This window comes from Caenispirillum bisanense (assembly GCF_039523075.1).
Lineage (GTDB): Bacteria > Pseudomonadota > Alphaproteobacteria > Rhodospirillales > Rhodospirillaceae > Caenispirillum > Caenispirillum bisanense.
Window position 1 is genome coordinate 30,882 of record NZ_BAAAEP010000011.1, and the last position, 15,421, is coordinate 46,302.

Genomic DNA, 15,421 nt, shown 5'->3' on the forward strand with positions numbered 1-15,421 from the left:
GGCCGATTATTCCTTGCTTTCACCTTCGCCGGCGTCCGAGGCGGGAGCCTCTTCGGCAGGCGTGGCAGCCGCGGAGGCGGCAGCCTTGATGCCGGCAGGCATCGGAAGCTCAACCTTGGCCGGCTTCTTCACGGCGTCACGGACCAGAACCCAGCCACCAGCGTGGCCCGGCACGGAGCCGCGCACCAGGATCAGACCGCGGTCCTCATCGGTGGAGTACACGGTCAGGTTCTGAGTGGTCACGCGCTCGACACCCAGGTGACCGGCCATCTTCTTGCCCTTGAACACCTTGCCGGGGTCCTGGCGCTGACCGGTAGAGCCGTGCGAACGGTGAGAAACGGACACGCCGTGCGTCGCTTCAAGGCCACGGAAGTTGTGGCGCTTCATGCCGCCGGCGAAGCCCTTGCCGATGCTGATGCCCGTGACGTCGACGAACTGGCCGGCGACGAAGTGGGCAGCGGACAGCTCGGCGCCGACCTCGACGAGGGCGTCTTCGGTCACACGGAACTCCGCCAGCTTGCGCTTCGGCTCGACCTTGGCAGCGGCGAAGTGGCCGCGCATGGCCTTGGAGACGTTCTTGACCTTGACCTTGCCCGCGCCGAGCTGGAGCGCGACGTAGCCGTCCTTTTCAATGGAGCGCTGGGCGACGACCTGGAGGCCATCAACCTTCAGCACGGTGACCGGCACGTGTTCACCCGCATCGTTGTACATGCGGGTCATGCCGACCTTCTGAGCGATAAGACCGGTGCGCATCGTACCTGTCCCTTAGAGCTTGATCTCGACGTCGACGCCGGCCGCCAGATCGAGCTTCATCAGCGCGTCCACGGTCTGCGGCGTCGGGTCGACGATGTCCAGCACGCGCTTGTGCGTGCGGATCTCGAACTGCTCGCGCGACTTCTTGTCGATGTGCGGCGAACGGTTGACGGTGAACTTCTCGATCCGCGTCGGAAGCGGGATCGGGCCGCGCACCTGCGCACCCGTGCGCTTGGCGGTGTTCACGATCTCCAGCGTCGACTGATCGAGGACGCGGTGATCGAACGCCTTCAAGCGGATGCGAATGTTCTGACTATCCATCTTGGCAATCCGTAATGGAAGCGGCGCCCTGGTCCCGGTCGCGGGACCAGGGCGCCCGCCTGAAAGAAGTGAGTCGCGGTCTTACTTCACGATCTTGGCGACGACGCCGGCACCGACGGTGCGGCCGCCTTCACGGATGGCGAAGCGCAGGCCTTCGTCCATGGCGATCGGAGCGATCAGCGACACGGTGATCGAGATGTTGTCGCCCGGCATCACCATCTCGGTGCCTTCCGGCAGCGCGATGGTGCCGGTGACGTCGGTGGTGCGGAAGTAGAACTGCGGACGGTAGTTGGAGAAGAACGGCGTGTGACGGCCACCTTCTTCCTTCGTCAGGATGTAGCACTCGGCCACGAAGTCGGTGTGCGGGGTGATCGAGCCCGGCTTCGCCAGGACCTGACCGCGCTCCACGTCTTCGCGCTTGGTGCCGCGCAGCAGCGCACCGATGTTGTCGCCGGCTTCGCCCTGGTCGAGCAGCTTGCGGAACATCTCGACGCCGGTCACGGTCGTCTTCACGGTGTCCTTCAGGCCGACGATTTCAACTTCTTCGCCAACCTTCACGATGCCGCGCTCGACACGGCCGGTCACCACGGTGCCGCGGCCAGAGATCGAGAACACGTCTTCGATCGGCATCAGGAACGGACGGTCCTTCGGACGCTCCGGCTGCGGGATGTACTCGTCGACGGCCTTCATCAGCTCGGCGATGGCGTTGGCGCCGATCTCCGGGTTGTTGCCTTCGAGAGCGGCCAGAGCCGAACCCTTCACGATGGGAATGTCGTCGCCCGGGAAGTCGTAGCTCGACAGCAGCTCGCGGATCTCAAGCTCCACCAGCTCCAGCAGCTCGGGGTCGTCGACCTGGTCCACCTTGTTCATGAACACCACGATCGCCGGCACACCGACCTGACGGGCGAGCAGGATGTGCTCGCGGGTCTGCGGCATCGGGCCGTCAGCCGCCGAAACCACCAGGATCGCGCCGTCCATCTGCGCCGCGCCGGTGATCATGTTCTTCACGTAGTCGGCGTGGCCCGGGCAGTCGACGTGCGCATAGTGACGGTTCGCCGTCTCGTACTCGACGTGCGCGGTCGAAATCGTGATGCCGCGAGCACGCTCTTCCGGCGCCTTGTCGATCATGTCATACGCCAGGAACTGGCCGCCGCCCTGCTCGGCCATCACCTTCGTGATCGCCGCGGTCAGCGTCGTCTTGCCGTGGTCGACGTGGCCGATCGTGCCGACGTTGCAGTGCGGCTTGGACCGCGTGAACTTTTCCTTCGCCATTTTCTCGATCTCTCCAGCTTCGCAATCTGCGACGGCGGCCTTAGCCGGCCATCTTGGCGCGGATTTCATCCGAGACGTTGCTCGGGACTTCCGCGTAGTGGTCGAACAGCATGGTGTACTGCGCGCGGCCCTGCGACATGGAACGCAGGTTGTTCACATAGCCGAACATGTTGGCCAGCGGCACCATGGCGGAAACCACGCGGGCGATGCCGCGCTGGTCCATGCCGGACACCTGGCCGCGGCGGCTGTTCAGGTCGCCGATGATGTCGCCCATGTACTCTTCCGGCGTCACCACTTCGACCTTCATGATCGGCTCAAGCAGCTTCGGACCGCACTTCGGAATACCTTCGCGGAACGCGGCGCGGGCGGCGATTTCGAACGCCATGACGCTCGAGTCGACGTCGTGGTAGGCGCCTTCCACCAGGGTGGCCTTCACCTTGGTGACCGGGAAGCCGGCCAGCACGCCCGAATCGGTGGACGACTTCAGGCCCTTTTCCACGCCCGGGACGTATTCCTTCGGCACCGAGCCGCCGACCACGGCGTTCGTGAACACGAATTCATCACCATCGGGGTTCGGTTCGAACTTGATGACGACCTTCGCGAACTGACCCGAACCACCCGTCTGCTTCTTGTGGGTGTATTCGATGGTCTGCGCCTTGGAGATGGTCTCGCGGTAGGCCACCTGCGGGGCGCCCACGTTGCAGTCCACCTTGAACTCGCGACGCATGCGGTCGACGATGATTTCGAGGTGCAGTTCGCCCATGCCCTTGATGACCGTCTGGCCCGACTCCTGGTCGGTGCTGACGCGGAAGGACGGGTCTTCGGCGGCCAGGCGAGCCAGGGCCATACCCATCTTTTCCATGTCGGCCTTGGTCTTCGGCTCGACGGCAACCTCGATCACCGGGTCCGGGAATTCCATGCGCTCAAGGATGATCGGCTTGGCCGGATCGCAGAGCGTATCGCCGGTGGTGGTGTCCTTCAGACCGACGATGGCGACGATGTCGCCGGCGGCGGCCCACTTGATTTCTTCACGGTTGTTGGCGTGCATGAGCAGCATGCGGCCGATGCGCTCGCGCTTTTCCTTCACCGTGTTCTGCACGTAGGAACCGCTTTCCACCGTGCCCGAGTAGATGCGGGCGAAGGTCAGCGAACCGACGAACGGGTCGTTCATGATCTTGAACGCCAGCGCCGAGAACGGCGCCGCATCGTCGGTCTCACGGCTGTCTTCGGTCTCGCCGTCCAGCAGCACGCCCTTCACCGCCGGCACGTCGAGCGGCGACGGCAGGTAGTTGATGACGGCGTCCAGCATGGTCTGCACGCCCTTGTTCTTGAAGGACGAGCCGCACAGGACCGGCGTGAAGGCCATGCCGATGGTGCCCTTGCGGATGAGCTTGTTCAGCTCTTCCTCGGACGGCGCGGTGCCATCGGTCAGGTAGGCATCCAGGGCGGCATCGTCCTGCTCGACGGCAGCTTCGATCAGCGCCTCGCGGTATTCCTGCGCCTTGTCGGCGAGGTCAGCCGGGATGTCGGTGTATTCGTAGGCCGCGCCCAGGTCGTCACCCTTCCAGATGACGGCCTGCATCTTCACCAGGTCGACGATGCCGGTGAAGTCGGCTTCGGTGCCGATCGGCAGGTTGATGACCAGCGGATGCGCACCCAGGCGATCCTTGATCATGTCGACGCAGCGGTAGAAGTTGGCGCCCATGCGGTCCATCTTGTTGACGAAGCACATGCGCGGCACGTTGTACTTGTCGGCCTGACGCCACACCGTCTCGGACTGCGGCTCGACGCCGGCCACCGAGTCGAAGACCGTCACGGCGCCATCGAGCACACGCAGGGAACGTTCGACTTCAATGGTGAAGTCGACGTGGCCCGGGGTGTCGATGATGTTGATGCGGTGCTCTTTCCAGAATGCAGTCGTCGCAGCGGAGGTGATCGTAATGCCACGCTCCTGCTCCTGCTCCATCCAGTCCATGGTGGCGGTGCCTTCATGGACTTCACCGATCTTGTGCGACTTGCCCGTGTAATACAGGATTCGCTCAGTGGTGGTCGTCTTGCCGGCATCGATGTGGGCCATGATGCCGATGTTGCGGTACCGCTCAAGCGGGGTTTCGCGTTTCATTTCGCTCACTCTTCGCTGCGTGTCTGCGTCGGAGCGCCGGCGTTACCAGCGGTAGTGCGAGAAGGCCTTGTTGGCTTCAGCCATACGATGGGTGTCTTCACGCTTCTTGACGGCGCCGCCACGATTGTTGACGGCATCCATCAGCTCGCCGAACAGACGGTCGACCATGGTGGTCTCCGAACGCTTGCGAGCGAAATCGGTGATCCAGCGGAAGGCCAGCGCCTGACGACGCTCGGTACGCACTTCCACGGGCACCTGGTAGGTCGCACCACCGACGCGGCGGGAGCGGACTTCGACGGCCGGCTTCACGTTGTCCACGGCATCGTGGAACATCTGCACCGGGTCACCGCCCTTGGCAGCCAGACGGTCGAGAGCGCCGTAGACGATCTTCTCGGCCACGCCCTTCTTGCCGTCGAGCATGATGTTGTTGATGAACTTCGCGATGACCACATCGCCGAACTTCGCGTCCGGCAGGACCTCGCGCTTAACCGCTGCGCGGCGACGAGACATGGTTCTGCTTCCCTCTTACTTCGGACGCTTCGCGCCGTACTTGGAACGACGCTGGCGGCGGTCCTTGACGCCCTGGGTGTCCAGGGTACCGCGGATGATGTGGTAGCGAACGCCAGGCAAGTCCTTGACGCGGCCGCCGCGGATCATCACCACGGAGTGTTCCTGCAGGTTGTGACCTTCGCCGGGGATGTACGAGGTGACCTCGTAGCCGTTGGTCAGGCGCACGCGCGCCACCTTACGAAGGGCCGAGTTCGGCTTCTTCGGGGTGGTGGTGTAGACGCGGGTGCAAACACCGCGCTTCTGCGGGCACGCCTGCATGGCCGGAACCTTGTTGCGCTTAACCGGCGCTTCGCGGCCCATGCGGATCAACTGGTTGATCGTAGGCATTAACCTTCCCTTTTTCTCACGCTCTTGCGCAACCGATTCGCAGGCGCGACCAAGACAAAAAACCCATAGGACCATCCCCTAGCTCAGGAGGTCCGGTGGGCATTTCCCCGTGGTCCGGCCTCGTCCCGGCGGACCCTATGGAAATATCGTGCCGGATCACCGCGTCTGAAGCGCCATCTGCGCTTCACCACCGGCGGCCCGATGAGGGCGGAATACTAGTGACGGTACCCCACCCCGTCAAGGGAAAGAATCAGCGTTTCCGCCGCGTTCAGCCCCTTGCAAAGCGAACCGGGACGCCCCGCTGGGGAGCGTCCCGGAGTCGCATCAGGCTTTGTGCCGAGTCCCGCCGCCGTTCCGAAGGTCGGGCGGAGCGGGATGCGGCACCCTGCCCGTCCCTTACTCGCCCGCCGGCGGAGCGCTCGGCGTGCCGCCGTCGGCCGGCAGCGCCGCCGTGGCGGCCTCGGTGGAGGCGGCCTGCAGCTCTTCGTCGCGGCGCGCCGCGATCTGCCGCAGGGTGTTCATCATGGCGCCGGTACCCGCCGGGATGAGGCGGCCGACGATGACGTTCTCCTTGAGGCCCACCAGGCGGTCCACCTTGCCGGAGACCGACGCCTCGGTGAGGACGCGGGTGGTCTCCTGGAACGAGGCGGCCGACACGAAGGAGTGCGTCTGCAGGCTGGCCTTGGTGATGCCCTGCAGGACCGGCTGCGCCTGAGCGGGGCGGCCGTTCTCCTTGATGGTCTTCTCGTTCTCGATGGCGAACTCGATGCGGTCCACCTGCTCGCCGACCAGGAAGGTGGTGTCGCCGGGCTCGTCGATCTCGACCTTCTGCAGCATCTGGCGGCAGATCACCTCGATGTGCTTGTCGTTGATCTTCACGCCCTGCAGACGATAGACGTCCTGGATTTCCTTGATCAGGTAGTTGGCCAGCGCCTCGACGCCCATGACACGCAGGATGTCATGCGGCACCGGGTTGCCGTCCATCAGCGGGTCGCCCTTGCGGACGTAGTCGCCTTCCTGGACCGACAGGTGCTTGCCCTTCGGCACCAGGTATTCCAGCTGGTCGCCTTCCTCGGTGACCACCAGGATGCGGCGCTTGTTCTTGTAGTCCTTGCCGAATTCGACGCGACCATCGACTTCCGCGATGATGGCGTGGTCCTTCGGACGACGGGCTTCGAACAGTTCCGCCACGCGCGGCAGACCGCCGGTGATGTCGCGGGTCTTGGAGCCTTCACGCGGAATACGCGCCAGCACGTCGCCGGCATGCACCCGCTGGCCGTTCTCGACCGACAGAATGGCGTCCACCGACATGAAGTAGCGCGCCTCCATGCCGTTCGGCAGGGTGATGACGTCGCCCTTGTCGTCGCGCAGGGTGACGCGGGGCTTCAGGTCGTTGCCGCGCGGCTGCTGCTTCCAGTCCACCACGACGCGGGAGCTGACGCCCGTCGCCTCGTCGGTGACCTCGCGCATGGAGATGCCCTCGACCAGGTCGACGAAGCTGACGATACCCTCGCGCTCGGTGATGATCGGCAGGGTGTACGGGTCCCACTCGGCCATCTTCTGGCCCTTGGCGACGGTATCGTCGTCGCTGACGTGGATGCGGGCACCGTAGGGCACGCGGTGACGCGCCTTCTCGCGACCGTTCACGTCGAGCAGCAGGATCTCGCAGTTGCGCGCCATGACGATGGCGACACCCTCCGAGTTCAGCACCACGTTGCGGTTGAGCACCTTGACTTTGCTGTCGAAGGCGGCCTCGATGCTCGACTGCTCGGCACCGCGCTGGGCGGCGCCGCCGATGTGGAAGGTACGCATGGTCAGCTGGGTGCCCGGCTCACCGATGGACTGCGCCGCAATGACGCCCACCGCCTCGCCGATGTTCACCTCGGTGCCGCGGGCCAGGTCGCGGCCGTAGCACTTGGAGCAGATGCCGTTCTGCGTGTCGCAGGTCAGCACCGACCGGATGCGCACGGACTCGATGCCGGCGGCGTCGATCAGCTCGATGTGGCGTTCCTCGATGAGGTCGCCCTTCGGCACGATCACCGTGTCGGTGTTCGGGTCGTAGACGTCTTCCGCCGCGGTACGGCCGAGGATGCGGTCGCCGAGCGACACCACCACTTCGCCGCCGTCGACCACCGGCACCGCCGTCAGGCTGCGTTCGGTGCCGCAGTCGTATTCGACGATGATGGCGTCCTGGGCCACGTCCACCAGACGACGGGTGAGGTAACCCGAGTTGGCGGTCTTCAGCGCGGTGTCGGCCAGACCCTTACGGGCGCCGTGGGTGGAGTTGAAGTACTCCAGCACCGACAGGCCTTCCTTGAAGTTCGAGATGATCGGCGTCTCGATGATCTCGCCCGACGGCTTGGCCATCAGGCCGCGCATGCCGGCCAGCTGCTTCATCTGCGCCGCCGAACCACGGGCGCCGGAGTGGGCCATCATGTAGACGGAGTTGACGCCCTTGGCCGGATCGACCTTGGAGATCTCCTTCATCATGGCGTCGGCGACCTTTTCGGTGCACTGCGCCCAGGCGTCGACGACCTTGTTGTACTTTTCGCCCTGGGTGATGAGACCGTCCTGGTACTGCTGCTCGAACTCCTTCACCTGGGCTTCGGTCTCGCTGATCATCCCTTCCTTGCTGGCGGGGATGACCATGTCGTCCTTGCCGAACGAGATGCCGGCGCGGGCGGCCTGCTTGAAGCCCATGGCCATGATGCGGTCGCAGAAGATGACCGTCTCTTTCTGGCCGCAGTGGCGGTAGACCACGTCGATGACCTCGCCGATCTCCTTCTTGCGGAGCAGGCGGTTGATCAGCGTGAAGGGCACGTTCGGGTGCTTCGGCAGCACCTCGCCCAGCATGCTGCGGCCCGGCGTGGTGGCGACCAGGCGGATGGCGTCCACACCCTCGTTGTCGACGGTGCGCATGCGGGCCAGCACCTTGGTGTGCAGGCCGACCACCTTCTCGGTCAGCGCTTCCTCGATCTCGGCGGCGTCGGAGAACATCGGCACCGCATAGAGGAAGGCACGGCCGGCTTCGACCGCGGTCATCAGCGCGTCCACCGAGGTCCACTCGAACGGAGTGCCCGGCTGCTGCTTGTTGAAGACGCCGATCTTGCCGGCGGCGAGACCCTGCTCGACCACCGCGGCATCATGCACGCGCAGCACGCGGTGCGCCCAAACGCGGCCGTTGGCGATGTCCGCCGACAGCTGCGCCAGATCGGCGGTATCCACCGCCACGTCCGGCTTGCGCGGGTTCCACAGGTAGACGTCGCCGGCCTTCAGGGCGGCGTCCAGCTCGTCCATGTCCTTGAACTTCAGGCGCAGGCCGGGCTGTTCGTCGCCTTCCATGGTCAGGTAGTAGATGCCGAGAATCATGTCCTGGGTGGGCACGATGATCGGCTTGCCGGAGGCCGGGCTGAGGATGTTGTTCGTCGACATCATCAGCACGCGGGCTTCCAGCTGCGCTTCCAGCGACAGCGGGACGTGCACGGCCATCTGGTCGCCGTCGAAGTCGGCGTTGAAGGCGGTGCAGACCAGCGGGTGCAGCTGGATGGCCTTGCCCTCGACCAGCACCGGCTCGAACGCCTGGATGCCCAGGCGGTGCAGCGTCGGCGCGCGGTTGAGCATGACCGGGTGCTCGCGGATCACCTCTTCCAGGATGTCCCACACCTCGGGACGCTCCTTCTCCACCATGCGCTTGGCGGCCTTGATGGTGGTCGCCATGCCGTAGAGTTCGAGCTTGGAGTAGATGAACGGCTTGAACAGCTCCAGCGCCATCTTCTTCGGCAGACCGCACTGGTGCAGCTTCAGTTCCGGGCCGACCACGATGACCGAACGGCCGGAGTAGTCGACGCGCTTACCGAGCAGGTTCTGACGGAAGCGGCCCTGCTTGCCCTTCAGCATGTCCGACAGCGACTTCAGCGGACGCTTGTTGGCGCCGGTGATGGCGCGGCCGCGGCGGCCGTTGTCGAACAGGGCGTCGACGGCCTCCTGCAGCATGCGCTTTTCGTTGCGGATGATGATTTCCGGCGCGCGCAGTTCGATCAGCCGCTTCAGGCGGTTGTTGCGGTTGATGACGCGGCGGTAGAGGTCGTTCAGGTCGGAGGTCGCGAAGCGGCCGCCGTCCAGCGGCACCAGCGGGCGCAGCTCGGGCGGGATGACCGGAATGACCTCAAGGATCATCCATTCCGGCCGCGAGCCGGATTCCATGAACGCCTCGACCAGCTTCAGGCGCTTGACCAGCTTCTTGCGCTTGGCTTCGGAGGTGGTCTCCCGCAGGTCGGCGCGCATTTCCTCGCGCAGCTGGGTGAGGTCGATCTCCGACAGCATGGCGCGGATGGCCTCGGCGCCGATGCCGGCGGTGAAGCTGTCCTCGCCGTATTCGTCGACGGCGCGCTGGTACTGTTCCTCGGTCAGCAGCTCGTGCTGCTTCAGCGGGGTCAGGCCGGGCTCGACCACCACGTAGTTCTCGAAGTACAGGACGCGCTCAAGATCCTTCAGCGTCATGTCCATGAGCAGGCCGATGCGGCTCGGCAGGCTCTTCAGGAACCAGATGTGGGCGACCGGGGCGGCCAGTTCGATGTGGCCCATGCGCTCGCGGCGGACCTTCGACAGGGTCACTTCCACGCCGCACTTTTCGCAGATGATGCCGCGGTACTTCATGCGCTTGTACTTGCCGCACAAGCACTCGTAGTCCTTCACCGGGCCGAAGATGCGGGCGCAGAACAGGCCGTCGCGCTCGGGCTTGAAGGTGCGGTAGTTGATGGTTTCCGGCTTCTTGATCTCGCCGTAGGACCAGGACCGGATCTTGTCGGGGCTCGCGATGGAAATCTTGATCTGATCGAACGACTGGGTGCCGCTGACCTGACCGAAGATCTTCATAAGCTCGTTCATGCCTACTCTCCCGCTGCGGTCGGCGGACGGGGACCTGCCCTGCCCGTGGCGATCGCGCCGTCCGCGTTCCACAAAGTATGGCGACCGATGAGGGCCGGCCGCCGGGGCCTAGAGTGTGGGGAGCGGGACAGCGTCCCGCAACCCGTTGCGCTTGCTATCAGCCGGTGCTCTGGCTCAGCTCGACGTCGAGACCCAGCGACCGCATTTCCTTCACCAGCACGTTGAAGGACTCGGGGATGCCGGCCTCGAAGGTGTCGTCGCCGCGGACGATGGCTTCGTAGACCTTGGTGCGGCCGGACACGTCGTCCGACTTCACCGTCAGCATCTCCTGCAGCGTATAGGCCGCGCCGTAAGCTTCCAGCGCCCACACCTCCATTTCGCCGAAGCGCTGGCCGCCGAACTGGGCCTTGCCGCCCAGCGGCTGCTGGGTGACCAGCGAGTAGGGGCCGATGGAGCGGGCGTGGATCTTGTCGTCGACCAGGTGGTGGAGCTTCAGCATGTAGATGTAGCCCACGGTGACCTGACGGTCGAACGGCTCGCCGGTGCGCCCGTCGTGCAGGGTGACCTGACCGGAGCGCTGCAGACCCGCCTTTTCCAGCATCTCGGCGATGTCGCTTTCGCGGGCACCGTCGAACACGGGGGTGGCGATGGGAATGCCGGTGCGCAGGTTGTAGGCCAACTCCCGGATTTCCTCGTCGCCCAGGTCGGCGATGTCCTCGCTGTAGGACTTCTCGCCATAGATGTCGCGCAGCTTGGCCCGCAGGTCATCCACCGAGGCGCCGCTGTAGGTCACCTGGTCGAGCACCTCGCGCACCTGGTGGCCGAGGCCACGGCAGGCCCAGCCGAGGTGGGTTTCCAGGATCTGACCGACGTTCATGCGCGACGGCACGCCGAGCGGGTTGAGCACAATGTCGACCTGGGTGCCGTCTTCCAGGTACGGCATGTCCTCGATCGGCACGATGCGCGAGATGACGCCCTTGTTGCCGTGACGGCCGGCCATCTTGTCGCCCGGCTGCAGCTTGCGCTTCACCGCCACGAAGACCTTGACCATCTTCAGCACGCCCGGGGGCAGCTCGTCGCCGCGCTCCAGCTTCTCGACCTTGCTCTCGAAGCGCTTCTGCAGGGCGGTGATGCTCTCCTCGAAGGCCTTCTTCAGGTCTTCGATCTCGCTCATCACGGCATCGTCTTCGACGGCGAACTGACGCCACTGGCCGGGGGTGAACTCGGCCAGCAGGGCCTCGTCGATCTTGCCGGTGCGCGAGCCCTTGGGGCCCGAGACCGCCACCTGACCGAGCAGCATTTCCTTCAGGCGGCTGGAGAAGCTGCCCTCAAGGATCTTGCGTTCGTCGTCGCGGTCCTTGGCCAGACGCTCGATCTCCGACCGGTCGATGGCGAGGGTACGCTCGTCCTTCTCGACGCCGCGGCGGTTGAAGACGCGCACGTCGACGATGGTGCCCTGCACGCCCGGCGGCAGACGCAGCGAGGTGTCGCGCACGTCGCTGGCCTTTTCGCCGAAGATGGCGCGCAGCAGCTTCTCTTCCGGCGTCACCGGGCTTTCGCCCTTCGGGGTGACCTTGCCGACCAGGATGTCGCCGGCCTTCACCTCGGCGCCGATGTAGACGATGCCCGCCTCGTCGAGGTTCTTGAGGGCGTCTTCACCGACGTTCGGGATGTCGCGGGTGATTTCTTCCTGGCCGAGCTTGGTGTCGCGGGCCATGACCTCGAACTCCTCGATGTGGATCGAGGTGAAGACGTCATCGCGCACGATGCGCTCGGAAATGAGGATGGAGTCCTCGAAGTTGTAGCCGTTCCACGGCATGAACGCGACCAGCACGTTGCGGCCGAGGGCCAGCTCGCCCAGGTCGGTCGACGGACCGTCGGCGATGATGTCGCCCTTCGCCACCACGTCGCCCACCTTCACCAGCGGACGCTGGGTCATGCAGGTGGACTGGTTGGAGCGCTGGAACTTGGCCAGACGGTAGATGTCGACGCCCGATTCCGTGCTCAGCACGTCCTCGGTGGCGCGGATGACGACGCGGGTGGCGTCCACCTGCTGCACCAGGCCGGCGCGGCGGGCGACGATGGTGGCGCCCGAGTCACGGGCCACCGCCTTCTCCATGCCGGTGCCGACGAACGGCGCCTCGGCCTTCAGGAGGGGCACCGCCTGACGCTGCATGTTGGAGCCCATGAGGGCGCGGTTGGCGTCGTCGTTCTCAAGGAACGGGATCAGCGCCGCGGCGACCGACACCAGCTGCTTCGGCGACACGTCGACGAAGTCGATCTGGTCCGGCGCCACCATCACGAAGTCGCCGGCCTTGCGGCAGGAGATCAGGTCGCCGACGAAGCGGTTGTCGGCGTCCAGTTCCGCGTTGGCCTGGGCGATGGTGTAGCGGCCCTCTTCCATGGCCGACATGTAGATCACTTCGTCGGTCACCTGACCGCCGACAACCTTGCGGTACGGGCTTTCGATGAAGCCGTACTGGTTGACGCGGGCGAAGGTGGCGAGCGAGTTGATCAGGCCGATGTTCGGGCCTTCCGGCGTTTCAATCGGGCAGATGCGGCCGTAGTGGGTCGGGTGCACGTCGCGCACTTCGAAGCCGGCGCGCTCGCGGGTCAGACCGCCCGGGCCAAGCGCCGACAGGCGGCGCTTGTGGGTGATTTCCGACAGCGGGTTGGTCTGGTCCATGAACTGCGACAGCTGCGAGCTGCCGAAGAATTCACGCACCGCCGCCGCCGCCGGCTTGGCGTTGATGAGGTCGTGCGGCATCACCGTGTCGATGTCCACCGAGGACATGCGCTCACGGATGGCGCGCTCCATGCGCAGCAGGCCGACGCGGTACTGGTTTTCCATCAGCTCGCCGACGGAGCGGACGCGACGGTTGCCCAGGTGGTCGATGTCGTCGATTTCGCCGCGGCCGTCCTTCAGCTCCACCAGCTGCTTGACGATGCGCAGGATGTCGTCCTTGCGCAGGGTGCGCTGGGTGTCCGGCGCCTCGTCCAGGGTGAAGCCCAGGCGGGAGTTCATCTTCACGCGGCCGACGGCCGAAAGGTCGTAGCGCTCGCTGTCGAAGAACAGGCCGCGGAACAGGGCCTCGGCGGTTTCCAGGGTGGGCGGCTCGCCCGGGCGCATGACGCGGTAGATGTCGATCAGCGCTTCCTCACGGCAGGTGTTCTTGTCCACCATGAGGGTGTTGCGGATGTAGGGACCGACGTTGATGTGGTCGATGTGCAGGGTCGGCAGCTCGTCGATGCCGCCGCGCGCCAGGTTCTCCAGGATGCCTTCGGTGATCTCGTCACCGGCCTCGACGAAGATCTCGCCGGTGGTCGGGTCGATGACGTCCTCGGCGGCGTAACGGCCGACCAGGTCCTCGATGGCGACGCGGATCTCGCTCAGGCCTTCGTCGGCCAGCTTGCGGGCGGCGCGGGCGGTGATCTTCTGCCCGGCTTCCATCTTCACTTCGCCGGTGGTGGCGTCGATCAGGTCGGACACCAGCTTGACGCCGCGCATGCGGTCGGCGACGAACTCGGTCTTCCAGCCCTGGGCATCGCGCGAGAACACGATGGTGCCGTAGAAGTACGACAGCACGTCCTCGGGGGTCATGCCCTTGACCTCGATCGGGTCGACGGACTTGCCCTCTTCCTTGCGCTTCTTGCGCAGCAGCTCGGTCGCCACGCTGTCGAGGGCGTAGAGCAGGGTGGTCACCGGCAGCTTGCGGCGCCGGTCGATGCGGACGTAGACGAGGTCCTTGGCGTCGAATTCGAAGTCGAGCCACGAGCCGCGGTAGGGGATGACGCGGGCGGCGAACAGGTACTTGCCCGACGAGTGCGTCTTGCCCTTGTCGTGGTCGAAGAACACGCCCGGGCTGCGGTGCATCTGCGAAACGATGACGCGCTCGGTGCCGTTGATGATGAAGGTGCCCTTGTCCGTCATGAGCGGCATGTCGCCCATGTAGACGTCCTGCTCCTTGATGTCGCGGATGGAGCGGGCGCCGGTGTCCTCGTCCACATCCCACACCACCAGGCGCAGGGTGACCTTCAGCGGCGCGGCAAAGGTCATGCCCCGCTGCTGGCACTCTTCCACGTCGTACTTGGGCTCTTCGAGTTCGTAGCGAACGAACTCCAGCTCACCCTTGCCGGCAAAATCCTTGATCGGGAAGACGGACCGGAAGACTTCCTCAAGACCGCTCACCGTCCGGCCGTTGACGCCGGATTCCAGGAAGCTGTCGTAGGAGCTCTTCTGCACCTCGATCAGGTTGGGCATGGGGGCGACGGACGGGATCCGCCCGAAGTCTTTCCGCACCCGCTTCCGACCAGTAAAGGACTTAGCCATTGCCGCTCCTCGTCTCTCTGACGCGTTGGTCAGGCGCGACCCGTTCCCCGTCGTGCGCGCGATGACGGGACAGCGGCCGCGCGAACCGGCGGAGGAGGCCGACCAACCAAGGCCCCGTCCACCCGGCACACCCGTTTCCTCCACACGATCCCGCGCCGCGGCGGCGGGGGGCGGAGGAGCGGGCGGCCCGCAAGCGAAATCCGCAGGTATCTAGTGCGATGCGAGCGTTTCGCACCACCCCATGCGGATTTCGGCTGCGGGCCGATTGCATTCACCGCAGACCGGAACGCCGCAGCGACCCGATCCGAAGCAGAAACATCGGCGGGCCGGAGGGTGACGCCCTCCCCTTCCAGGGAGGGCATCGCCCTTCCGGCCCAGTCAGCCGAAGATGGCTAAGCTGAATTACTTCAGCTCGACCTTGGCGCCAGCTTCTTCAAGCTGCTTCTTGATCTTCTCGGCTTCGTCCTTGGTCGCGCCTTCCTTCACGGGCTTCGGAGCGCCTTCGACGAGGTCCTTGGCTTCCTTCAGGCCCAGGCCGGTGATGGCGCGGACTTCCTTAATGACGTTGATCTTCTTGTCGCCGGCGTCGGCGAGGATCACGTCGAACTCGGTCTTCTCTTCAGCGGCGGCGGCCGGAGCGGCACCACCGGCAACGGCGGCGACGGCGACCGGAGCGGCGGCGGAAACGCCCCACTTCTCTTCCAGCAGCTTGGACAGCTCGGCGGCTTCCAGAACGGTCAGGGCGGACAGGTCGTCGACGAGCTTGGCGAGATCGGCCATTTTACTCTTTCTCCTGAGGTATCAGACGGCCCGCGGCAGTGTGTCGGGGCGGGCCGCTT

Annotated in this window: 9 protein-coding genes; all 9 read right to left on the reverse strand. The window is 65.3% G+C overall.

Features of this window, described 5'->3' with window-relative positions:
• Positions 1 to 6 precede the first annotated feature (6 nt).
• Positions 7 to 753: a 50S ribosomal protein L3 gene (gene rplC, locus ABD056_RS07220; protein WP_343865820.1), complete on the reverse strand. Its 747-nt coding sequence runs from the start codon at positions 751 to 753 to the stop codon at positions 7 to 9.
• Between the two features lie 12 nt (positions 754 to 765).
• A complete protein-coding gene (gene rpsJ, locus ABD056_RS07225) occupies positions 766 to 1,074 on the reverse strand; it encodes a 30S ribosomal protein S10 (protein ID WP_043645655.1) in 309 nt (102 codons plus the stop codon).
• A gap of 81 nt (positions 1,075 to 1,155) precedes the next feature.
• The gene (tuf, locus tag ABD056_RS07230) at positions 1,156 to 2,346 is read right to left on the reverse strand and encodes an elongation factor Tu (RefSeq protein WP_343865824.1); all 1,191 of its coding nucleotides are present in this window, start codon (positions 2,344 to 2,346) and stop codon (positions 1,156 to 1,158) included.
• Between the two features lie 40 nt (positions 2,347 to 2,386).
• Positions 2,387 to 4,468 carry an elongation factor G gene (gene fusA / locus ABD056_RS07235; RefSeq protein WP_343865826.1) on the reverse strand — a complete coding sequence of 694 codons (2,082 nt, stop codon included), beginning with the start codon at positions 4,466 to 4,468 and terminating at the stop codon, positions 2,387 to 2,389.
• Positions 4,469 to 4,510: 42 nt separating this feature from the next.
• Positions 4,511 to 4,978: a 30S ribosomal protein S7 gene (rpsG, locus tag ABD056_RS07240; RefSeq protein WP_343865828.1), complete on the reverse strand. Its 468-nt coding sequence runs from the start codon at positions 4,976 to 4,978 to the stop codon at positions 4,511 to 4,513.
• A gap of 15 nt (positions 4,979 to 4,993) precedes the next feature.
• Complete coding sequence (gene rpsL / locus ABD056_RS07245; RefSeq protein WP_097281809.1) at positions 4,994 to 5,365, reverse strand: 30S ribosomal protein S12; 372 nt, start codon at positions 5,363 to 5,365, stop codon at positions 4,994 to 4,996.
• Between the two features lie 396 nt (positions 5,366 to 5,761).
• Positions 5,762 to 10,252, reverse strand: coding sequence for a DNA-directed RNA polymerase subunit beta' (gene rpoC / locus ABD056_RS07250; RefSeq protein WP_343865833.1), 4,491 nt, complete (start codon positions 10,250 to 10,252; stop codon positions 5,762 to 5,764).
• Positions 10,253 to 10,409: 157 nt separating this feature from the next.
• Positions 10,410 to 14,582 (reverse strand): DNA-directed RNA polymerase subunit beta, encoded by a 4,173-nt coding sequence (gene rpoB, locus ABD056_RS07255; RefSeq protein ID WP_343865835.1) that lies wholly within the window; start codon positions 14,580 to 14,582, stop codon positions 10,410 to 10,412.
• A 402-nt stretch (positions 14,583 to 14,984) separates the two neighbouring features.
• Entirely contained in the window at positions 14,985 to 15,362 is a 378-nt protein-coding gene (gene rplL / locus ABD056_RS07260) for a 50S ribosomal protein L7/L12 (RefSeq protein ID WP_343865837.1), read from the reverse strand.
• Positions 15,363 to 15,421 lie beyond the last annotated feature (59 nt).

What these genes read in the sequence shown, in the direction of transcription:
- rplC (WP_343865820.1), bottom strand. Translation starts at nt 753, where the DNA reads ATGCGCACCGGTCTTATCGCTCAGAAGGTCGGCATGACCCGCATGTAC.
- rpsJ (WP_043645655.1), bottom strand. Translation starts at nt 1,074, where the DNA reads ATGGATAGTCAGAACATTCGCATCCGCTTGAAGGCGTTCGATCACCGC.
- tuf (WP_343865824.1), bottom strand. Translation starts at nt 2,346, where the DNA reads ATGGCGAAGGAAAAGTTCACGCGGTCCAAGCCGCACTGCAACGTCGGC.
- fusA (WP_343865826.1), bottom strand. Translation starts at nt 4,468, where the DNA reads ATGAAACGCGAAACCCCGCTTGAGCGGTACCGCAACATCGGCATCATG.
- rpsG (WP_343865828.1), bottom strand. Translation starts at nt 4,978, where the DNA reads ATGTCTCGTCGCCGCGCAGCGGTTAAGCGCGAGGTCCTGCCGGACGCG.
- rpsL (WP_097281809.1), bottom strand. Translation starts at nt 5,365, where the DNA reads ATGCCTACGATCAACCAGTTGATCCGCATGGGCCGCGAAGCGCCGGTT.
- rpoC (WP_343865833.1), bottom strand. Translation starts at nt 10,252, where the DNA reads ATGAACGAGCTTATGAAGATCTTCGGTCAGGTCAGCGGCACCCAGTCG.
- rpoB (WP_343865835.1), bottom strand. Translation starts at nt 14,582, where the DNA reads ATGGCTAAGTCCTTTACTGGTCGGAAGCGGGTGCGGAAAGACTTCGGG.
- rplL (WP_343865837.1), bottom strand. Translation starts at nt 15,362, where the DNA reads ATGGCCGATCTCGCCAAGCTCGTCGACGACCTGTCCGCCCTGACCGTT.